Origin of the sequence: Spirulina sp. CCNP1310 (assembly GCF_034932185.1) — a bacterium.
In the GTDB taxonomy this organism is placed as follows: Bacteria; Cyanobacteriota; Cyanobacteriia; order Cyanobacteriales; family Spirulinaceae; genus Spirulina.
Map to the genome: position 1 here is coordinate 19,156 of NZ_JAYGHW010000001.1, position 22,137 is coordinate 41,292.

The 22,137-nt window shown below is 50.1% G+C and carries 12 protein-coding genes; 4 read left to right on the forward strand and 8 right to left on the reverse strand.

Annotation, left to right across the window (positions count from 1 at the left end; all coding sequences use genetic code 11):
- The 3 genes from VB712_RS00095 to rppA all read right to left on the reverse strand — a co-directional run bounded on the left by VB712_RS00095 (window position 1) and on the right by rppA (window position 3,090).
- Complete coding sequence (locus VB712_RS00095) at window positions 1-654, reverse strand: hypothetical protein (RefSeq protein ID WP_323250857.1); 654 nt, start codon at window positions 652-654, stop codon at window positions 1-3.
- A 334-nt stretch (window positions 655-988) separates the two neighbouring features.
- Entirely contained in the window at window positions 989-2,389 is a 1,401-nt protein-coding gene (gene rppB, locus VB712_RS00100; protein ID WP_323250859.1) for a two-component system sensor histidine kinase RppB, read from the reverse strand.
- 8 nt (window positions 2,390-2,397) lie between these two features.
- Entirely contained in the window at window positions 2,398-3,090 is a 693-nt protein-coding gene (gene rppA / locus VB712_RS00105) for a two-component system response regulator RppA (protein ID WP_416236207.1), read from the reverse strand.
- 126 nt (window positions 3,091-3,216) lie between these two features.
- On the opposite strand from rppA, the gene VB712_RS00110 reads away from it, so the two are divergent.
- The 4 genes from VB712_RS00110 (at window position 3,217) to VB712_RS00125 (ending at window position 9,633) form a co-directional block, all read left to right on the forward strand.
- On the forward strand, window positions 3,217-3,870 hold the full coding sequence (locus VB712_RS00110) for a cobalt transporter (protein ID WP_323250863.1): 654 nt from the start codon (window positions 3,217-3,219) through the stop codon (window positions 3,868-3,870).
- Between the two features lie 6 nt (window positions 3,871-3,876).
- Entirely contained in the window at window positions 3,877-7,011 is a 3,135-nt protein-coding gene (locus VB712_RS00115; RefSeq protein ID WP_323250865.1) for an efflux RND transporter permease subunit, read from the forward strand.
- A 133-nt stretch (window positions 7,012-7,144) separates the two neighbouring features.
- Window positions 7,145-7,732 carry a Uma2 family endonuclease gene (locus VB712_RS00120; RefSeq protein WP_323250867.1) on the forward strand — a complete coding sequence of 196 codons (588 nt, stop codon included), beginning with the start codon at window positions 7,145-7,147 and terminating at the stop codon, window positions 7,730-7,732.
- A gap of 95 nt (window positions 7,733-7,827) precedes the next feature.
- The gene (locus VB712_RS00125) at window positions 7,828-9,633 is read left to right on the forward strand and encodes a sodium:solute symporter family protein (RefSeq protein WP_323250869.1); all 1,806 of its coding nucleotides are present in this window, start codon (window positions 7,828-7,830) and stop codon (window positions 9,631-9,633) included.
- Between the two features lie 3 nt (window positions 9,634-9,636).
- Here the strand turns inward: VB712_RS00125 and VB712_RS00130 are convergent, their stop codons facing one another.
- From VB712_RS00130 to VB712_RS00150, 5 genes are all read right to left on the reverse strand, one after another.
- Window positions 9,637-9,987, reverse strand: coding sequence for a phage holin family protein (locus tag VB712_RS00130; RefSeq protein WP_416236208.1), 351 nt, complete (start codon window positions 9,985-9,987; stop codon window positions 9,637-9,639).
- A gap of 247 nt (window positions 9,988-10,234) precedes the next feature.
- Window positions 10,235-11,251 carry a cytochrome d ubiquinol oxidase subunit II gene (gene cydB / locus VB712_RS00135; RefSeq protein WP_323250873.1) on the reverse strand — a complete coding sequence of 339 codons (1,017 nt, stop codon included), beginning with the start codon at window positions 11,249-11,251 and terminating at the stop codon, window positions 10,235-10,237.
- Window positions 11,252-11,274: 23 nt separating this feature from the next.
- Window positions 11,275-12,717, reverse strand: coding sequence for a cytochrome ubiquinol oxidase subunit I (locus VB712_RS00140; RefSeq protein ID WP_323250875.1), 1,443 nt, complete (start codon window positions 12,715-12,717; stop codon window positions 11,275-11,277).
- Window positions 12,718-12,900: 183 nt separating this feature from the next.
- Window positions 12,901-16,893, reverse strand: coding sequence for a CHAT domain-containing protein (locus tag VB712_RS00145; RefSeq protein ID WP_323250877.1), 3,993 nt, complete (start codon window positions 16,891-16,893; stop codon window positions 12,901-12,903).
- Between the two features lie 104 nt (window positions 16,894-16,997).
- On the reverse strand, window positions 16,998-22,106 hold the full coding sequence (locus tag VB712_RS00150; protein WP_323250879.1) for a CHAT domain-containing protein: 5,109 nt from the start codon (window positions 22,104-22,106) through the stop codon (window positions 16,998-17,000).
- Between the last annotated feature and the right edge of the window lie 31 nt (window positions 22,107-22,137).

Consider the following 22,137-nt stretch of genomic DNA (forward strand, 5'->3'; position numbering starts at 1 on the left):
TTATCGAATCCTAACTATTCCTGAGGTACTACCAGCTTGCTGAATGACTCGACTGTATTGCAATCTCCACTGTAGAGCATTTGAGATTGTTAAGTATCCTTGATTGGGAGGTGATTCCAGAATTCTATCGGCCAACTGATTTGCACCTATTTCATCGACTGGCAAATTTCTTTCAACTATAAAAGCGATAATGTCATCCTTATTTCCATCTCGATTTAAGATATCAATAAGACCTCTAGTTGTCTGAAAATCTCCTGTTTTGCTCTTGTCTACAAAAATAGCGTGCTGCATATTTAATCTTCCAGTTCTATTTGCTGGGTTATCATACTTGTCATAAACAAAAATTAGGAGATGGTATCCCAATCCAAATACTTTTTGAGTTGCTGACTTAAAGGGACAAGAAGACTGAGGTTGCTTTATGCTTGTTACTTTAATATCAACTTCAAGACCAGGAAGATCAATACCTGATGCTGAATTTCCTCGTTGATGAGTGTAATTTTGAGCTAAATAGGCTGTAAATTTATGTTCAAGGTAAGTTCCGACAGCTTTTCCATCTGTCACACCATAAAGGGTAGGTTCGTCGTGTATAGACTCTATTTCAGCAAACCTGGCTGCTTCAGCGCACAAGTTTTCTATAGTCAGTATCGGCTGCATTCTTCTCTCAGGTTATGCCACTAAAATAGTACATTGGCTTGTGGGACTGGGAATGTATACGTCAAAATTCTTCATCTTATTCCTGAGGTGCATTCATGTTTTGGTTTGGAAAATTGGAGGAGAGGAGCTACGAACACCTAACCATTAATTAGATGGTGATTAGCGGTCTACTATAAAACTGAACCCTTCATGATTTTGCTGAGATTCTAGCACATGAATATCGAGGTGTCAAAAATTGCTAAATCTAGCAGATACAAAACTTTATTTTGTGCTAAAGCCCTTAGCTAGCGGCGAAAAATCTTTCGCCCCCAGTCCTTTTCCTGGAAAGAGGGATTTAGGGTGAGGGCAAGGGCTTAAGGGACTGCTGAGGGGTCATTTTCGCCAACTCGACGGTAAATGTTGCCCCTTGATCGATTTGACTTTCTACTTTAATAGAGGCTTGATGCCGCTCGACGATCGCCCGCGCAATGGATAACCCTAAACCTGTGCCGCCGGTTTTGCGAGAGCGATCGCCATCCACCCGATAGAATCGATCAAAAATGCGCTGTTGCTCGGCGGGGGCAATCCCTAACCCCGTATCTTTGACGGTGATCGAGGCAATGTGATCATCAGCATGGAGATCCACGAAAACCGCACCACCAGGGGGGGTATATTGCAGAGCATTGGCAATTAAATTAGACACCAAACGATACAGTTGAGCCTCATTGCCCAAAACAGATAATTCCTGGTTGGGGATGTGATGGGTCAATTGAATGTGATGGGTTGCGGCCAGTTCTAAAAACTCCTCGGTTAAGTCGCTGATTAAATCATTGAGACAACAAGGCTTAAACTGTTGGGGGGATGCATTTTGCTCAAGGCTGGTTAAAAATAATAAATCCGTGATCAAATGACTTAAGCGTCTTCCTTGGCGCTCGACGGTTTCAAGCATTGATTGGATGTCTTGGCGATCCCCTGGTGGCATCCGGAGGATTGCTTCTACTGTGGCTAAAAGACTGGCTAGGGGCGATCGCAATTCATGGGCGGCATTGGCGGTGAACTGCTGCTGTTGTTGATAGGATTGGTAAATGGGCCCCATTGCCAATCCCGATAGCCACCAAGCAGAACAGCCCACCAGTAGCAAGGTGAGGAAAAAGCCCATCAGCACAATCCATTGCATCCGTTTTGTTTCAGTATCAAAGGTTGCTAAGGTGCGGCCCAACTGCAAATAACCCCAGGATGGATGGCTATGGGGTGGATGACCATGGTGCTGATCCTCAGCACTATGTAAAATCGTCGTGAATTGGTGATAACGAATCCCATTGGGGGCGTGAAAGGTTTGCCAGGGGGAAGGGTCGAGGGTTGGGGGCAATGAGGGCGGTTGATTGGGAGAAAAGGCGAGGAGTTGACCGTGATGATCAAAGAGACGCAGATAATAAATACTGCGATCGCTAATCCCCGTCGTATGGCGTTGGATCAATGTGGGTTGTAGGTTACAAGGTTGTTGGGCTAAACACAATTCAGGCAAAATGCCCCGAAGCACCGCGATAGGATCTTCCGAAGCCGGCAGCATCGGCTCTAAACTGTCGTGGAGCGTTCCCGCAATGGATTCCATTTCCCGTTCAATGGCCGCCCAATTCGCCCGCACCAGAGACCGATAAACCCCTAAGCCCGATAGGCTCAAAATTGTCCCCATCACCAGGGCATACCAGAGGGCTAAATGGATACGACTACGGCGAAATAATTGGTGACTATTCATGGCTCTGATTAACTGACGGTGGTGAACCGATAGCCTTGACCGGGAATTGTTTCAATGGGACAAAGACAGTGATGGTTAGCCAATTTGCGCCGCAGTAAACGCATTTGCGCCGCCACGACATTACTCATCGGTTCTTCCTCTAAATCCCAAATTTGATGGCGAATTTTGCTGCCGGAAATAATCCGGTCTGGATTTCGCATTAGATAGGCGAGGATTTGGAATTCTTTAATGGTTAAGGGAATGATTTGGCGGGTGTGATCCCCAGTGACGGCTAGGGCATTATTGGCATAATCGAGGGTGAAGGGGCCAAGGGTTAGGTTTTGGGGATGAAACTGAGGCGATCGCCGCTGTAAGGCCCGCAACCTTGCCAATAACTCTTCCATCACAAAGGGTTTCACCAAGTAATCATCAGCCCCCGCATCCAAGCCCGCGACACGATTTTCCGGTTGCCCAAGGGCAGTGAGCATCAGGACAGGTAAAGGATTGTGCCGTTGTCTCAAACGCTGACATAACGTTAATCCAGAGAGTTCTGGCAGCAGCCAATCAATGATCGCCACGGTGTAATCTGTCCATTGGCTTTCCAGATAATGCCATGCCTGCGCACCATTACCGACCCAATCGACAATATATTTTTCGCTGATCAGGACTTGCTTAATCGCCAGCCCTAAATCTTCTTCATCCTCAACCAGTAAGATCCGCATCGCCACCCGCTTAATCAATCCTGGCCATGATTCTACCGAAATCGCTGCCATTTCACCTGAATTTCATCGGGCCTCTGGCAAACTGGGGAAGATTTCGCGCCAACCTGATTTGTGAGGAGATAAATGATGAAATCAACTAAATTGATCAGTTGTGTTTTAGCCCTCAGTGTACTGGCCAGTACGCCCACAGTCGTTTTTGCCCACGTCGGCCATGGGGATGAATTTCAGGCTGAAGGGGGGATTGATCGGGTTCCCGTCAATGCTGAAACCGATGCGGTGATGGGCATTGAAGTCACTCCCATTGCAGCGGGGGCGACGGTGCTGATTCCCGCGACGGCATTGGTGGAGGACAATGGCCGGCAACTGGTCTTTGTCCAGTATGAGAATTTCTATGAGCCGGTTCCCGTGACGACAGGCGCAACCCAAGGGGAACTGATTGAAGTCACCGAGGGGCTTTCAGCGGGTGAGCAACTGGTGACGCAGGGCAGTTTGTCCCTCTATGCTGAATCCCGGAAAACCCAAACCGCTGAGACTGAAACCCCTACCGAGCCAGTGGCTGAGGCTCAACCCGATATCACCCCTGCTCCGGCGGCCAATGCTCCGGTGGAATCTACTGCGGTTGCTCAACAACCGGCTGAATTGGCCGAGCCGAGCGCAGGTTTTCCCCTGGGCATCGTTGCGGCCATTGGTGGGGTTGTCCTGGGGGTGTTCGGGGCCATGACCTTCCTGGGGGGTCGCAAGCAAAAGCGGGTTGCTGGCGGTCAGAAGGGGAGCAAATAAGTAAAAATGTTCGATACGCTGCTCAATCAGACACTCAAAAATTCCATCGCCCAACGCTGGTTCATTGTTGCTTGTGCGATCTGCCTGACAGTCTGGGGTGTCTTTGGTGTCACTCAAATGCCCCTGGATGTCTTCCCCGAATTTGCGCCCCCGCAAGTGGATATTCACACCGAAGCCACAGGGTTAGCCCCCGAAGAAGTGGAGTCACAAATTACTGTCCCCATTGAACGAGCGGTGAATGGTTTGCCGGGGGTGACAACGGTGCGATCGTCCTCAAAAGTGGGCCTCTCGATGGTCAGCGTTGTTTTTGATCAAAATGCCGATATTTACAAAGCAAGGCAATCGGTCACAGAACGACTACAACAGGTCACGAATCAGCTTCCAGAAGGAACCCATCCCCCCGAAATTTCCCCCTTGGCATCGCCTTTAGGCACAGTTTTGATGTATGCCTTTACGGTCAATGGCCAGGGGCAAACCTCAATGATGGATCTACGTCGCTTTGTAGATAGCACTCTAAGCAGTCAGATCTTATCAGTACCGGGAGTGACAGATGTGACGATCTATGGGGGTGATGAACGACAGGAACAAGTTTTAGTGGATCCCGCCAAATTGCGATCGCTCAATGTTTCCCTCACCGAAGTCACTCACGCTGCCAGAGGTGCAAACTCCAATGCTCCCGGTGGTTTTCTCATCGGTGGTGGCCAAGAACTCTTAGTGCGCGGTTTGGGACAAGTCCAATCCGTTGAAGAATTGAAAACCTCTGTCATCAAAGTTCAAGATGGCAAGCCCATCTTGCTGCAAGATGTGGCAGAGGTGAAAAATGGAGCCGCCTTAAAAAGGGGGGATGGTAGCTTAAATGGCCAGCCTGCGGTGGTGATGATGGTGAATAAACAGCCGGATGTGGATACACCCACCGTTACGAAAGCGGTGGAAGCGGTGATGCAATCTTTGCAGTCTACATTTCCCGCCGATGTGGAAGTGATGCAAACTTTCCGGCAGGCCAACTTTATTGATGCCGCCATTCGCAATGTTAGCGGTTCTCTCCTCCAGGGGATTGTAATCGTCTCGGTGGTGATGCTGCTGTTTCTGATGAATTGGCGCACTGCTGTGATCACCTTAAGTGCAATTCCCCTCTCTTTATTGATTGGCTTAATGCTGCTCAAAGCCTTTGGTTTGGGCATTAATACAATGACTTTAGGGGGCCTGGTGGTGGCGATTGGCTCCGTCGTTGATGACTCGATTGTGGACATGGAAAACTGCTATCGCGGCCTCCGCACTAATCAGGCCCAAGGGAATCCTAAACATCCCTTACAGGTGGTTTATGATACCTCTGTAGAAGTGCGGTTAGCGGTGATTTTTTCCACAGTCATTATCGTTGTGGTGTTTGCGCCTATTTTTAGCTTAACCGGCGTAGAAGGGCGCATTTTTGCACCGATGGGGATTGCCTATTTGCTCTCCATTGCTGCCTCTACCTTGGTGGCCCTCACCCTTTCCCCGGCCCTCTGTGGGATTTTATTGGCCCATCAAACCTTGCCCCAGGAAGGCACATTAGTCTCCCGCTGGGCAGAGCGGCTCTATCGGCCGCTGCTCAATGTTGCGTTAAAATCGCCCCAAATCATTCTCGGTTTTGCCCTCGCGGCCCTCGTTGCCGCCTGCGCCATCTTCCCCTCCCTCGGACGGGTTTTCCTGCCGGAATTTCAGGAAAAATCGATGGTGAACTCGATGGTTTTATTTCCGGGGGTTTCCTTGGAAATGACGAATCGAGCCGGGTTTGCCTTGGCCAATGCCCTCCAAGATAATCCCCTCTATGATTCGGTGCAGGTGCGAGCCGGCCGCACCCCCGGTGATGCCGATGGGGCGGGGGTGAATATGGCCCATGTGGATGTGGAATTGAGTGATGTTGCCCTCAAAGATCGCGAAGCAAGCGTTCAACAATTGCGGGAAGCCTTTCTCAAATTGCCCGGTGTTGCCCCCAATATTGGCGGGTTTATTTCCCACCGGATGGATGAGGTGTTATCGGGGGTGAGAAGTGCGATCGCCATCAAAATCTTTGGCCCTGATTTAGCTGAACTGCGGCGCATTGGGGAACAGGTGCGGGATGCTATTAAGCCCATCGAAGGTGAACCCATTGAAGGGGTAGTGGATTTACAACTAGAACCCCAATTGCCCATTCGCCAAGTCAAAATTCAATACAATCGCGCCGCCGCTGCTACTTATGGCCTGAGAATGGAGCAGTTATCAGATGTTGTGGAAACTGCCCTCAATGGTCGGGTTGTTTCGCAAGTGGTGGAAGATCAGCAGTTGATTGATATTGCGGTTTCCTTAACCGAATCAGCCCGCAATAGTCTTGATGCCATTCGTGCCATTCCCATTGCAACACCGACAGGTGCAATGATTGCCTTGGGGGATGTGGCCACTGTCGATTATGGCATGGGGGCGAATGTGGTCAATCGAGAAGATGTATCGCGCTTGATTGTTGTTTCTGCGAATGTGGGGGAACGAGATCTTGGCAGTGTCGTCGAGGAAATTCAGTCACAAATTCGCCAAACTGTCCAACTCCCTAACGGTTACTTTATCCAGTATGGTGGACAATTTGAAGCGGAGCAAAATGCCTCGAATAATTTGCTAATTTTTAGCATTTTGGCGGCAATTGTGATCGCGGTGTTAATCTTCTTCTCCGTGAAGTCGCTCCCCGCCACCCTTGCGATCATGATCAACTTGCCCCTGGCTTTAGTCGGGGGAATTGTTTCGATTCTCCTAACGGGGGGTGTGATGTCCATCGCCTCGTTGATTGGCTTTATTACCCTCTTTGGGGTTGCAGTGCGCAATGGCTTATTGCTGGTTGATAATTACAACAACAAATTCGCCCAAGGAATGCACCCCAAGGATGTGATTCTCAAAGGCTCTCTTGAACGGGTGAATGCGATTTTGATGACGGCATTGACTTCGGCCTTGGGGATGTTACCGTTGGCGATCGCCAGTGGTGCGGGTAACGAAATTTTACAACCCCTGGCGATCGTCGTCTTGGGGGGGTTATTTACCTCAACAGCCCTAACGCTGTTGGTGATTCCCGCCCTTTATGCCCAGTTTGGCCCCTGGTTAATGCCTCAACTGAAACAAGATCAAGCCTCCTTCCTCTAGGGTTTGAATCGTACAATCAAGAATCCAGTCGTAGAATTGAAAGCAGTAGGGGCGAAAAATCTTTCGCCCTCTCCCCGAAAAAATCTTTCGCCCTCTCCCCGAAAAAATCTTTCGCTCTCCCCTGAACATCCCCATGGTTCTCGCCCCTCCCACCCTCACCCTAGAGCAATTCCTCACCCAACCCGAAACCAAACCCGCCCAAGAATACATTGAGGGGGCAATTTCCCCTAAACCCATGCCCCAAGGAAGACATAGCCGTCTGCAAGCCAAACTCTGTGCCGCCATCAATCAAGCAGCGGAAACAGAGGCGATCGCCGCTGCCTTTCCCGAACTGCGCTGTACCTGTGGCGATATTGCTCCGCAAGGGCAAGCCCAACGCTCTTTAGTTCCCGATATTGCGGTGTTTCGGTGGGCTAGAATTCCCTTCACTGCTGAGGGGGATGTCTGCGATCGCTTTTCCCTCGCCCCCGATTGGACGATTGAAATCCTGTCAACGGATCAGTCCCCCAATCGGGTGATTGGCAATATTTTGTACTTGATGCGCCATGGGACTGAATTGGGGTGGTTCATCGATCCCGAAGATCGCAGTATTTTAGTCTTTACGTCCCAGCAAGAACCGGAACTCTTCACCGGAGCCATGGCCTTACCCTGCCTCCCGGATATTCCCCTATCGTTAACCGCTACCCAGGTTTTCCGCTGGCTCCAAATGGCCAAGGGTTAAGTCCTGAGGAATGGCGGCCATGGTTCCCCCTTTTGCTATGCTTTTAGGGCTTGGGCAGCCCTGCCCCTCGATTGTGCCGATTCCTCCTGAAAATCATGCAACTTTTTGACTGGTTAATTGTGCTGCTGTACCTTGTCCTCTCCATGGGGTTGGGGCTGTATTTGGGCCGGAAGGGATCAAAAAGTTTAGTCGATTTCTTTGTGTCGGGGCGATCGCTCTCCTGGTGGTTAGCGGGGACAAGCATGGCCGCCACGACGTTCTCCATTGATACCCCCCTGTATATTGCCGGGGTTGTGGGGACGCGGGGTATTGTGGGGAATTGGGAATGGTGGAGCTTCGGTATTGCCCATGTGATTATGATCTATATTTTTGCGCGGCTGTGGCGGCGATCAGAGATTGTCACCGATGCCCAACTCACAGAAATGCGCTACGGCGGTAAACCGGCGGCGATCCTCCGAGGCACAAAGGCCTTCCTCTTTGCCCTACCCATCAACTGCATTGGCATTGGTTACGCGATGTTGGCCATGGTGAAGGTGGTGGATGCGCTCAAGCTTTGGCAGAGTGTGGGCATTGATCCAGGGGATAATATTAAGCTCAAACTCTGGAGCGTCATTGGTGTCAGTGTTTTTGTGCTGATCTATTCGGGGTTTTCGGGCCTGTGGGGCGTGGTGGCGACGGATTTTTTCCAGTTTTTCCTCGGTTTGGGGGGGGCGATCATCGTCGCGATTATTGCGGTGAACCATGTGGGCGGTATGGGGGAACTGATCCCCGCTGTTCAGGCCAGCACTGAGTTTGATGCCCTTTCCTTCCTCCCTTTGGAAAATTGGCGCTGGAGTGATACTGCCGGGATCAGCCTCACCACCTTTTCAGCTTATCTGTTTGTGCAATGGTGGTCGTTCCGGCGCAGCGATGGCGGTGGCGAATTTATTCAGCGGTTGGCGGCGGCAAAGGATGAACGGGAAGCGGAAAAAGCTGCCTGGTGGTTCAATATCCTCCATTACGTCGTGCGAACTTGGCCTTGGATTGTGGTGGCCTTGGTGGCGTTGGTGATTTATCCTGATTTAGGCGATCGCGAATTGGGCTACCCCCAGTTAATGCTCGACTTCCTCCCCACGGGTTTACTGGGCTTAGTGGTCGCTTCCCTCTTGGCAGCATTCATGAGTACCGTGTCCACCTCCATCAACTGGGGCGCATCCTACCTCACCAATGATCTCTATTTACGCTTTTTTCGCCCCAACTCTACCCAAGCGGAATTAGTGTTTGTGGGGCGTTTAGCTTCGGTGTTGGTGACAGTGTTGGGCGCTGTGGCGGCTTTCTATGCCACCGATGTCGCCACCGTCTTTCGCCTCGTGATCGCCATTGGCACAGGGCCGGGATTGGTGTTGATCCTGCGGTGGTTCTGGTGGCGGATCAATGCGGCGGCGGAATGGGCCGCGATGATCTGCGGGTTCGTGATTGGCATGGCCACCAGTTTAAACCCCGAACTTTTAGCCGCTATTCCGGATTTTGGCCAACGGTTGTTAATAATTTCGGGAATTACGGCGGTGGTGTGGATTGCGGTGATGTTCCTCACGCCGCCAGAATCTGATGAAACCCTCGATGCTTTCTATACAAAAGTGCGGCCGGCGGGTTGGGGTTGGCGACGGCAACGGGAGCGCACCGGCATCCCCCCAGGGCAGGATTTAGGCTTAGATGTACAACGGGTGATCGCCGCTTCCTTGATTCTGTTTGGGGCGATGTTTTCCGTGGGGGGCTTTTTACTGCTGCGATCGCTCACCGGCTGGGTTTGGTTAATCATCGGCGTTCTCGCCTGGTTCTGGCTCCAAGCCCTCGATAAACGGGCTATCCCCCCCATGCTCCGCCCTGGCCTAGAGGATCAGGGGGATCATGGTGAGGATTGAAGACTAGAAAAGAGCGTTAAAAATTTGCATCAGCACTGAGTTAAGGATACTCAGTACAATTGTACCGAGCAATGCACTCCAAAACCCATTTTTGAGGGAAAAACCCTCCACAAGGGCAGCGGCGATCGCAAAAATAATCGCGTTAATCACCAAGCTGAATAACCCCAAGGTTAAGAACGTAATCGGGAAAGCCAAAAACGCCAAAACCGGATAAACCGTCGCATTCAACAGCCCAAACACCACCCCCGCCATCAACGCCTTATTAAATCCATCCACCTCAATGCCCAAGGGCAACTTAGCAATAATCATCAAACTAATCGCCGTGATCACCACTGTCAAGATAAACTGCCACATATCCAACCCTCCTAGTTGCAACATCGAACGCAGATCCTGACCTTGACAATCGGGTAGGTCTGCTCCTTCAGGGTAGCGAAAAAATTTTCCCACCGACCACAATTGCTCCAGCAACATTCCGCAGGTTGCTCAATAAAGGGGGCATCAGCCGTTATGCCGCTCTTTTGTATCAGGGATTAATCGCTCTGACGCACCCTAAATCTTGAATCAAAGGGCTAGAAAAACATTGCAGAAAGTAAAGGGGTGATCACTCCCCTTCATTGACAATCTTACCCCGAAAAACAATGTAGTTGTAGATGTTATAGAACAAGACAATCGGAATCAAAAAGCCGATAAATGTCAACATAAACACCAAAGAACTGGGGGCGGCGGCGGCTTCGTAAATTGTCACACTAGGGGGAATGATATTCGGGAAAATGACAAACCCTAAGCCAATGAACGACAAACAAAACACTAAAAATGTATAGACCAGTGGGCTATTTTCTCGGCGTTGATACAAGCTTCTGAGTAGGAGAAAAACGCAAATAATTGCCAAGATTGGAATTAAACCAAAAATGTAGATCAGTGGAGCCGTAAATAATTGACTGCGGGCCTGTTCTGACATTAGTGGTGTGCTGATCGTGATAAATAAAGCCCCCGCTAGGGTTGTCCATGTGGCAATGATTGCGGTTTTATAATGAATTTTTTGCAGATCGCCGGTCGTTTTTAAAATGAGATAGGTTGAGCCAATTAATACATAGCTTTGGATCAGGGTTAAGGCCACAATTACAGAGCGCCAGGTTAACCAATCCCAAATACCACCGACAAAGTGACCCGCTGCATCAACGGTAATTCCTTCAAAAACACTCCCTAAGGCAAATCCTTGGCCCAAGGCAGCGAGGAAACTCCCCACCCCAAAGGTAATATTCCAGACTAATTTGTTGTCGGCATTTTCTCGAAATTCAAAGGAGACGGCCCTTAAAATTAAACCGACCACCATAATCACTGCTGGTAAATATAGGGCATTGAGGATCGTCGCATAGGCAAGGGGAAATGCCCCAAAGAGGGAACCACCCATTAATACTAACCAGGTTTCATTGGCATCCCAAACATTCCCTAAACTGGTCATCAAAATGCTGCGACGCTCTTCTGTAGATGCTGTTAGTGAAAGAATCCCCACACCTAGATCAAAACCATCGAGCAGCACATAAAGAAAGAGAAACAGTCCTAAGATAAAAAACCAAACTTGGGGGAGAAATTGTTGTAACGGTTCAAGGGGTTCCATGGTTGTTGTTGATGCTATTAAGGCTATTGTTGGGCTTCTGTGGGCCGGCGGTTGGGTGTATGTTGGGCCGGTTCAATGTCGAGGGGTTGTAACGCATTGAAAGGTAAGGGTAGTTCTAAGTTGGGGCCTTTGCGGATAATTCGACTACCAAAGTACAAGGCAGCGAAGAAAAAGACGGTGTACATACTGGTTAACCCCAGGAGGGAAAAAAGAATTTCGCCGGGGGGAAGGTTCGAGGCAGAATCAACGGTGCGTAATTCACCATAAACAATCCAGGGTTGGCGACCAACGCAGCGGACAATCCAACCGGCTTCAACGGCAAGATATCCCAAAGGGCCGGCGAAAATCCAGGCCCGCATCAACCATTTTTGCTGGGCGATCGCCTCTGTACTCATCTTACCCCGCAGCCATTGAATGACTGTCGTCAGTACCAAACCGGCCAGGAATAAGCCGATGGCCACCATGATCCGAAATGAATAGTAGATTAATCCCACCATATGGGGGCGATTTTCTGGCTCCCATGCCTTCAAACCTTGCACGGGTTGATCAAGGGTGGGCTTCAGTTCCAGGATGTAACTCAATGCGCCGGGAATTTTAATTTCCCAAGTGTTTTGCTCGGCTTGATCATTGGGGATTGCCATTAAACTCCAGTCGGCGGCTTGTCCGGCAGGGATTGTTTCCCATTGGGCTTCCATGGCGGCAAGTTTGGCGGGTTGATATTGATAAACTTGCTCGGCGCTGAGATGTCCTACGAAGATTTGCAGGGGGGCAACGGCTAGGGCAACCACGAGGATAACCTTGAGCGATCGCGCAAAAAACTCTTGATGGCGTTGATTAATAATGTACCAAGCACTAATGCCACCAATCACAAAAAGCGATGTTTCCAACGTGGCAAAAAACATATGGAGAAAGCTATTTACCATAAAGGGATTGGCAATGGCTTGAAAATAGTCTGCGACGACAAATTTGCCATTGATAAATTCTCCCCCTGCTGGTGTTTGGAGCCAAGAATTAGCGGATAAAATCCAAAATGTGGAAAGGTTAGCTCCAAAGGCAACGAGAATGGTTGCGATCCAATGAATCAACGCCGGAACCCGGCCCCAGCCAAAGAGCATAATCCCTAAAAAGCTGGCTTCAAGCATGAAGGCCATTGTCCCTTCAAAGCCGAGAATTGTCCCAAAAAAATCACCGACAGCTTCCGAAAATGGGGCCCAATTTAAGCCAAATTGAAAGGCCATCGGTAGGCCGGAAGCGACACCAATGCCAAAGTTTAAAACGTAGAGTTTTGACCAAAAGCGGGCATGGTGATAATAATCAATATTACGGGTTTTGAGCCAGAGGCCTTCGATGATCACCAGATAGATGCCCATGCCTGTGGTTAAAACAGGCCAGAGCATATGAAAGATCGCAGTCAGCGCAAACTGAGTCCGCGAGAGCGCTACGGTATTTGAGAAGAAATCTGTCATGGGTCAACCCAAGTTTTATGAATTAATGTTGCGAGTATGCTGTTTGTGTAACAAATTCCTTCGAGATGTTGCAATAGACAGCCGGTCGAGGTTGTAAACCTAAAGGTTCTCTTTAGGTTTCCTAGGGGCCATGGGAACTGCTGGCAGGTTTGGGGGAGTCGTCTACAACAGTGGGGTGGTTTGTTACCAGGGGCTGCCGATCATCGTGAAAGCACTCCAATAGTAGGGATGGGAGAGATCCACCTGGCCTAAATTGGCTAACTCCGGGGTCAGGGGTACAGTTTGGGTTCCACTGACTAGATTAACCCCATCGAGATAGACCTTACCCTGAGCCATGGCTAACTGAGTTTGGCGCAGGGCTTCGGCTTTAATCGGGGCAGTTTGCAACTGTTGATAAAATGCACTCATTAACCCCAAGGTTCCCGCATCGCTGACATACCACAGACTGCCTAACACCGATTTCACCCCCGCTTGCACGGCAAACCCAGCAAAGCCTAATTCTGCCTCGTTACTGCCCAAGGCGGTACGGCAAGCACTGAGAACCAAGAGTTCCACGGGGGGATTATTTAAGCCCAGTTCCCCGATGCGATCAAGGGTGAGGCGATCGCCCCACAGTTCAATATAGGAATTCTCTGGACTACCCGATTGGAACTCTCCATGGGTACCGAGATGCACCATGCGGTAGCTGCGCTCGGCCCGGGCAGCTCGCAGTTGATTGAGGGTGAAATCTTCGTTAATCAGTTTTGTGCCTGAGGCAATTTCTTCCGTGATCAGGCTCAATTCTAACGGGACAGCCGGGAGGGGTTCCTGGTTGGTAAATGTTGATGCCCCCATGGCCAGGATTGGCAACCCTTGTACCGATTGAAAGGTGTGATCACTTAAGGAAAGACTGGGCATTAAACCGACACTATGCTGTTCAATTAAAAACCGTTGACCATCGTGCAGGGCGGCAAAGGGAATGAAGCGCAACCCTGCATCGGCAATAATACTAATGTGATCAATCTCATGGCTCTGAAGATCTGCCTGCAAAGGAGCAATCAACCATTGATAAAGCTGTTGGGCAGGATCTAAATAGCTATCCCCTTGCGGGCGAATAATGGCTCGATTTAAGCGCGATGCCATGGCCACCGCTTGAGCGCGATTAACCGTTAGCCGCTTAATCGCCGTTTGCTGTCCCGGTGTCACGAGTACCAGTTGCAATTCGTCCGTTGCCCCTGCAAGGTTGCGGTTCCGCTGGGCAAGTTCTGGGAGCTTATCCAGTTGAGCACTGGCAATGAGAGACTGGGTGAGTTCCGGCGTGGATTCAATGCCTTTGGGAACGAAGGTGAGATACAGCAGGGCTGGTTTTTTGCCCGTTGCTTGGGCAATGCGATTCAGAATGCTTTGCGCTTCGGGAAGGCTGATGGTGGGAATTTCATCAAGCCCTAAATAATCAGCATATTCTTGATTAAAAGAAGCTTCAAGATCTTCTACCCCTAGGTCTAAAGTATCTTGAATATCTTGCTCCACCCATGTATCAGTATCCACCTCGTCCTCTAGATTTTCTTCCTCACAATAGGGGGGACAACTTTGGCTAAGATCTCCTTTTGGATTCTCTGAAGAGGGTGGTAGATCGGGGAGTGGGGTTAATGGTTCTTCGGCTTCATAGGCTCCCATATCAACCCGACCATAAACAATACGAGGATTTCCTCGCTGATCCACCGTTACTATTGTTGATGCATTATCGCCACTGTTGAGGGCGGGGCTACCGGGAAGGAGGGCGTGGGTTTGGGTGGGGCCGCCGTTGTTGGCCAGGGGGCCAAGGAGGGGGTCAAGACCAACGATATTGCCATTTACGCCGTTGGTGGGGATGCCGCTGCCGGTCATACCGGCCGTACTGAGGATGAGGCTATGGCTGATATTGAAGGTGTGTGTACCATTAATAACGCTAATATCGGGGCCGGTGGGGGCGGTGTTGTTGGCGATGATGCTGTTGGTGAACGTGTGGGTGTTGTTGTTGGCAAGTGCAAGCCCCCCACCAATACTTGTGGCATTGTTAAAAGCGATGGTAGAGTTGGCCAGCGTCACCCCTCCTGCGCTGCTAATTCCACCCCCCTCAATTCCTGCGGAATTGTTAGAAATGGTAGAATTAGTCAGTGTCACTGCTCCAAAGCTACGAATCCCGCCACCTTTTTCACTAGCCCAATTGTTAGCAACCGTAGAATTAGTTATTGTTCCCCCTGAATTGCTGTAAATTCCACCCCCAGAAGCATTCGTTGATGAATTTCCAGAAATTGTAGAATTGATCAGAGTTACACTACCAGTATCAATCCCCCCCCCATCATATTGTGCTGAATTTCCAGAAATCGTAGAGTTAATCACCGTCAACATTCCATTGTTCCGAATTCCACCGCCAGAATCCGTTGAATAATTATTAGAAATCGTCGAATTAATTACTGTCGCATTTCCAAGGTTCCGAATGCCGCCGCCAGAAATGCTAGAAGAACCCTCTGTAATCGTGATGTTCTGGAATGTAGTGGTTGATCCGGGGAGTGTAATGTTAAACACCCCTGACGCATTATTACCGCTCACTGTTGAGCCATTGCCATCAATCGTCAGATTATTCTTTGCCCAATTAATTGAACCCGTCGTTAACGTCACCGTCCGCGCCATATCAAAAATCACCGTATCCCCCGCCGCCGCTGCCCCGATCTGCCCCCGCAACGAATCTGGCCCGTTATCATTAGCATTCGTCACCGTCAGCGTCGCTAACTTCCCATCCCAATCGTTCAACGTTTCCACCGTAAAGGGATTAACAATCTCAAGATTTCCCGTTTGATATTCTAAATCCCAATCCCCTCCATAATTCGCACTCCCCGTTGCATTCGTCGAAGCGGCAACCGTTACCCCCGTTAAATCTGCTAACGTATTCACAAAACTTTCGCCAATCGCCCCCAACGCCGTAAAACAACTGTAAATCAACAGCGCCGCATTCGGCCCCAACTGTTCCCCCCATTGGGCAATTTGGCTCTGATAATTGCCAATATTTTCAGCATTAAGCCAAGTTTGACCCAGCCATACATTGCCTTGATTCCCCTCAGTCACTAAATTCAATTTATCAATGGGTTCTGTTACCCGCTCTAAAATTGAATTAATTCGGGTGATGCCTTCCTGATCCGGCAAAATTAGACTAGAAACCGTTCCCGCCTTGCCCCCATAGAGCAAATCATAGGGTTGATCCGCCCGCAAATCAATCACATTAATCGCCCAAGGCTCCCCTAAATTTTCCGGGAATAACACCACCGTTGGCGCATGATCACTTCCATCCCCCGTGCGAATCAATTCTGGGGCTAAAGGCAAGACGCGAGCCGTTGCCATCAAGTCTACCGTTTGTCCTTGTACTTGATTGGTGATCAAGACCTCTCCCGGCTGTACATCTTGCGGTAAAGATATGCCTGAACCTGTTAACAATGTGGGTAAATCTAAGGCAGTAATCCCGGCTTCTAATTGACTCTGTTCGACTTCCACTGTTAGCAACATTCCCGGTTGAGCCAAACGCACTAAGCTTGTCCCCGGAACCGCTGCCAGCGTGACATGATTCCCCTGAATATTGCCGGTATTGATCACCGTTCCCCCCAGTAAGCTCAGATTACCAGGGGTGAATAAATGACCACCATTAATAATTCCGCCCGGTTGTTCACTTAAAAACGAAAATTGATTCGGGTTGCCAATTAATTGACTGTAATCATTGGGGCCAAAGGCATTGAACCAACCTCCCTCAAAGCCAATACGATCCGCAGTTGTCGCCGTAAAACTACCGGGAATATCTAAACTTGACCCTGCGCCAAAGATAATCCCGGCGGGGTTCATTAAATATAAATGGGCGTTACTGCCTGTTACCTGCAATAACCCGTTAATCACTGAAGGATCACCCCCCGTCACTCGCCCTAAAATATGCTCAATCCCCGGCTGGCTCAAAAATTGGGCAATTTCGCCGCTGTTGAGGCCAAATTGCTGGAAGCTGTGGAAGAGATTAGCGCCGGCCTGTGTGCCGCCGGTAATCCGATAGGTTTGGCCCTGGTATTGGATGATTGTGCCGCTACCATCGGGGGTGATGGTTTGGCTATGGGCGGGATGGAGGCTGAAGCCCACGCTGATCAGGGAGAGGATTCCCCAGGTGATGATTCGATCTGGCATGGTAATTGTGCTTGTTTGAAGTAAAAATGGTCATGTTGTTTGGGTATGGTGTAGATGCAAGGGTGGAAATGGGCGAGGGGATCAAGTTTTAGGTTAGCTTTCCTTTACCAAGGACTGCCAATCAGGGTGAAGGCGCTCCAATAGTAGGGATGGGAAAGATCTACTTGGCCTAAAGCAACTAACTCGGGAGTGAGGGGAATATTTTGGGAACCACTCACGAGATTAACCCCATCAAGGTGAATTTCCCCCTGTATCATGGCTAATTGCGCTTGGCGGAGGGCTTCGGCTTTGATGGGGGCCGTTTGTAGCTGTCGATAAAATACACTCATTAGGCCCAAGGTTCCCAAATCACTGACATACCACAGACTCCCCAAGGCAGACTTTACGCCGGCCTGGAGGGCAAACCCGGCAAAACCTAATTCTGCTTCGTTGCTCCCCAAGGCGGTACGACAGGCACTGAGAACCAAGAGTTCCACGGGGGGATTGTTTAAGCTGAGTTCGCGGATGCGATCGAGGGTGAGGCGATCGCCCCACAGTTCAATATAGGAATCTGCCGGACTACCGGGGTTAAATTCCCCATGGGTTCCCAGATGAACAATTCGGTAGCTATGCTCGGCCCGGGCAGCTTTTAACCGTTCAAGGGTGAAGTCTTCATTAATCAGCTTTTCCCCTGTGCCAACTTGCTCGGTAATGATGCTCAATTCCAGGGGAACAGCCGGAAGGGGGGCTTGATCGGTAAATTCTGAAGCGCCCATGGCTAAGACTGGCAAACCTTGAATCGATTGATAGGTGTGTTCGGTGAGGGAGAGGCTGGGCATGAGGCCGACGCTATACTGTTCGATTAAAAAGCGTTCCCCATCATGGAGGGTGGCAAAGGGAATGAAGCGCAGGCCGGTATCGGCAATGATGCCAATGTGATCGATTTGATAATCCGTGAGTTCTAATCGCAGTGGGGCGATCAGCCAATTATAAAGTTCTTGGGCGGGTTCGAGGTAACTACGCCCGGATGTGCGCGGGATGGCGCGGGCCAATTGGGAGACGGCTGCGGTGGCTTGGCGACGGTTGACCCGGAGGCGTTTTAAAATGGGTGTGCCGGTGGGGGTGACAAGGACTAATTGCAGTTCGTCGGTTTCTGCGGGAACAATGCTCCGTTGGGCGAGGGGGAAGGGGTCGTCGAGAGCGGCACTGGCGAGGAGCGAGTCTGTTAAATTTTCGCTGGTTTCTAAACCTGTAGGGACAAAGGTGATGTAAAGGATGGCGGGGGTTTGGCCGGTTTGTTTGGCAATCCGCTGAAGCATATCTTGGGCTTCAGTCAATGTCATTTCGGGAACAGGATCTACTCCTAAATAATTTTGGTATTCCTGGGTAATTTGTATCTCAATGTTTTCTACACCGACATCTAAAGGGCTTCGTTCAGATGTATCAAGTTGAAGCTGTTCAACAAATTCGACGGCTGCTTCTGATGGTTCTTCATGTTCACAATCAGGGAAACAAATTCCTTCTGAAGTTGCGTTAGGAATGGGGGGATTTTCTGAGAGGGGTTCTGGGTTTTCTGGGAGAGGTTCTGGGGGCAATACTGGGGGTACTGGGGGTACCACTTGCAGTTCATAGGCTCCCATATCAACAATCAGATCGGAGATGCGGGGCTGACCCCGTTGATCTTCTGTGGTGGTGAGGGCATTATTTCCGGCGTTGATAGCGGGGCTACCTGCGAGGAGGGCATGGGTTTGGGTTGGGCCGCCATTATTTTGGAGGGGGCCGAGGAGGGGGTCAAGGCCAACGATGTTGCCATTTACGCCGTTGGTGGGGATGCCGGTGCTGCCGTTAGCATTCATGCCGCTGGTGTCGAGGATGAGGCTATGGCTGATGTTGAAGGTGTGTGTATCTGACCAAATGCCCACATCGGGGCCGGTTGGAGCGGTGTTGTTGGCGATAATGGTTTTGTTGATGGTGTTGTTAATGCTGTGGGGGTTGTTCCCACTAAATGACAGTCCTCCGCCAAGGGTTCCTGCGGTGTTAAAGGCGATCGTTGAATTGTTCAGCGTTACTGCTCCAAAGCTTTCAATCCCACCACCATGGGAAGATGCTGAATTACCAGAAATAGTAGAATTAGTCAGCGTCACTGCTTCAAAGGTGACGAGCATCCCGCCTCCAGAATTAGCCGAATTACCAAAAACAGTAGAATTGGTCAGTGTCACTGCTCGATCGCTGAAAATTCCGCCCCCATCTAAGTTAGCCGAATTACCAGAAACTGTAGAATTGGTCAGCGTCACTTCTCCATTGCTCCAAATCCCGCCCCCCGTAAAAGTAGCCGAATTACCAGAAACCGTAGAATTGGTCAGCGTCACTACTCCAAGGGTGTAAATCCCGCCCCCCGTAAAAGTAGCCGAATTACCAGAAACAGTAGAATTGGTTAGCGTCATTGCTCCATTGCTCCAAATCCCGCCCCCATCTGAGTTAGCCGAATTACCAGAAACCGTAGAATTGGTCAGCGTCACTGCTCCATTGTTGAGAATTCCACCCCCTCTTTCATTGGCCGAATTACCAGAAACCGTAGAATTGGTTAGTGTCACCACTGGAGCTAGAATGCCACCGCCATTTACTCCAGAATTCCCCGAAATCGTAGAATTAGTTAGCATTACACCTATACTACTTTGGATCCCGCCGCCCCAATCTGCCAAATTACCGGAAACAGTAGAATCGGTCAGCGTCACACCTGACATACTATAAATCCCACCCCCATCAGTTCCTGATGAATTGCCAGAAACCATAGAATTAGTCAATGTTACTTCTGCATTGCTATTAATCCCGCCACCCCTTCCAATCGCAGAATTACCGGAAACCGTAGAATTGGTCAGCGTCACGCCTGACATGCCGGTACTATTAATCCCGCCGCCGCTACTTGCCGAATTACCAAAAATAGTGGAATCGGTCAGTGTTATAGTGCCATTGCTGAAAATACCGCCGCCGTTCTGAAATGAAGAATTACCAGAAACCGTAGAATTGGTCAGCGTCACTGCTCCTACTGGGTCAATGTTGACAATCCCTCCCCCGTCCCTATTTGCTGAATTATCAGAAATAGTAGAGTTGATCAACGTCACAGTTCCAGCACTGTTAATCCCACCGCCGGGGCCACTAGTGGAATTACCAGAAACAGCGGAATTGGTCAGCGTTGCGCCTCCTTGGCTGAAAATTCCACCAGCATCAGTCCGTGCTGAATTACCAATAATAATAGAGTCGTTTATAATTACCATTCCGTTGGCGTTAAGCCCACCACCCCCACCATTGGCCGAATTACCAGAAATAGTAGAATTAATGACCGTTGTGCTTATCGTGCCTGATGGTGCAGGGTTAAAAATACCCCCGCCGGGGCCATGGGCAGAATTATCAGCAACAGTGGAATTGATCAGCGTCAAGGTTCCATGGCTGAAAATGCCCCCGCCGCGTTGTGCGGAATTACTAGAAACATTGGCATGGTTCAGTGTTAAGTTTCCTTGGCTAAGGATGCCGCCACCTTCACCTCCATTTGCTCCTGTAATCGTGATATTTTGAAATGTTGTGGTGGTTGCAGTTGTATAAAACACCCGTGAGGCATTATTGCCACTGACCGTTGAGCCATTACCATCAATGGTGAGATTATCCGTTGCCCAACTAATTTCAGTTCCCCCTAACGTCACCGTCCGCGCCGTATCAAAAATCACCGTATCTCCTACACTCGCTGCTGCAATGCGTTCCCGCAAAGACCCAAAGCCCGCATCATCAGCATTAGTGACAGTTAGCGTTGCTAACTTACCCTCCCAATTACTCAATGTTTCAAGGGTGAAGGGCATATCCCCATCAACATTTCCCGTCTGATATTCTAAATTCCAATCGCCTCCATAGTTTGCGCTTCCCGTCGCATTCGTCGAAGCAGCAACCGTTACCCCCGTTAAATCCGCAAGGGTATTTACAAAACCTTCCCCAATCGCCCCCAACGCCGTAAAACAACTGTAAATGAACAGCGCCCCATTCGGCCCCAACTGTTCCCCCCATGCCTCCATCGCCCCTTGATAATCCTGGATATTGTCAGCATTGAGCCACGTTTGACCCAGCCAAATATTCCCCTGATGACCCTCAGCGACAATCTTTAACTTATCAATCGGGCTAGTCACCCGCGCCAATGTTGCCGTAATCTCCCCCACCCCCTCTGTACCCGGCGGAATCAGCCGCGAAATTGTGCCACGGTTGCCGCCATAGAGCAGATCATCAGGCTGATCCACACGGCTATCAATCATCGTCACGCTCAAGGGATCTTGCAGATTTTCCGGGAATAACACCACCGTTGGATGATGACCTGTTCCGTCCCCCGTGCGGATCAATTTCGGTTCCGAGGGCCGCACCCGCTCCGCCGCCATCAAATCCACCGTCTGCCCAGCCACAGTATTTGTAATCACCACCGATCCCGGCGGAACCGCTACCGACAGATCAACGCCTGATCCCGTTAACAATGTGGGTAGATCTAACGCTGTAATCCCCGCTTGTACTTGAGTACGATCCACTTCCAAACGCAATAGCATCCCCGGTTGGGCCAATTGCACCAAACTTTGACCCGGTACGGCGGCCAAAATAACGTGTTTGCCTTCGATTTTGCCGGTATTGAGGATCGTTCCGGCGGAAATGTAGAGATTCCCTGATGTGATTAAATCCCCGGAATTAATAATGCTGCCGGGCGCAGTTTGCAGGAAACCGAATTGCTGAGGATTGCCGGTTAAGCCACTGTAATTATTGGGGCCAAAGGCATTAAACCAACCCCCCTCAAAACCAATGCGATCCGCCGTCGTTGCTGTGAAATTGCCCGATAGATCTAAACTTGACCCCGGCCCGAAAATAATCCCCGCCGGGTTCATCAGGTATAAATGGGCATTGCTGCCGCTGACTTGTAAAATGCCTTGGATGACTGAAGGATTGCCCCCCGTCACCCGCCCTAAAATGTTTTCAATCCCCGGTTGGCTTAAAAACTGGGCCACTTGCCCGGCATTCAAGCCAAAATCCTGAAAACTGTGAAAGAGATTCGCGCCGGCCTGGGTGCCGCCGGTAATCCGGTAGGTTTGGCCCTGGTATTCGATCGCTGTGCCGGTGCCATCGGGGGCGGGGGTGATGGTTTGGGCGAGGGTGAGGGTGGGGGTGAGGCAGGCGATCGCCACCATGCCAACGGTTAAATCAAGAAAACCCATAAAATTGACCTGATGATAAGTTGGGAGTATG

Bases quoted from the DNA above. Each gene is read 5' to 3' on its own strand.
- VB712_RS00115 (WP_323250865.1), top strand. From the start codon at position 3,877: ATGTTCGATACGCTGCTCAATCAGACACTCAAAAATTCCATCGCCCAA.
- VB712_RS00125 (WP_323250869.1), top strand. From the start codon at position 7,828: ATGCAACTTTTTGACTGGTTAATTGTGCTGCTGTACCTTGTCCTCTCC.
- rppB (WP_323250859.1), bottom strand. From the start codon at position 2,389: ATGAATAGTCACCAATTATTTCGCCGTAGTCGTATCCATTTAGCCCTC.
- VB712_RS00120 (WP_323250867.1), top strand. From the start codon at position 7,145: ATGGTTCTCGCCCCTCCCACCCTCACCCTAGAGCAATTCCTCACCCAA.
- VB712_RS00140 (WP_323250875.1), bottom strand. From the start codon at position 12,717: ATGACAGATTTCTTCTCAAATACCGTAGCGCTCTCGCGGACTCAGTTT.
- rppA (WP_416236207.1), bottom strand. From the start codon at position 3,090: ATGCGGATCTTACTGGTTGAGGATGAAGAAGATTTAGGGCTGGCGATT.
- VB712_RS00110 (WP_323250863.1), top strand. From the start codon at position 3,217: ATGAAATCAACTAAATTGATCAGTTGTGTTTTAGCCCTCAGTGTACTG.
- VB712_RS00130 (WP_416236208.1), bottom strand. From the start codon at position 9,987: ATGTGGCAGTTTATCTTGACAGTGGTGATCACGGCGATTAGTTTGATG.
- VB712_RS00095 (WP_323250857.1), bottom strand. From the start codon at position 654: ATGCAGCCGATACTGACTATAGAAAACTTGTGCGCTGAAGCAGCCAGG.
- VB712_RS00145 (WP_323250877.1), bottom strand. From the start codon at position 16,893: ATGCCAGATCGAATCATCACCTGGGGAATCCTCTCCCTGATCAGCGTG.
- cydB (WP_323250873.1), bottom strand. From the start codon at position 11,251: ATGGAACCCCTTGAACCGTTACAACAATTTCTCCCCCAAGTTTGGTTT.
- VB712_RS00150 (WP_323250879.1), bottom strand. From the start codon at position 22,106: ATGGGTTTTCTTGATTTAACCGTTGGCATGGTGGCGATCGCCTGCCTC.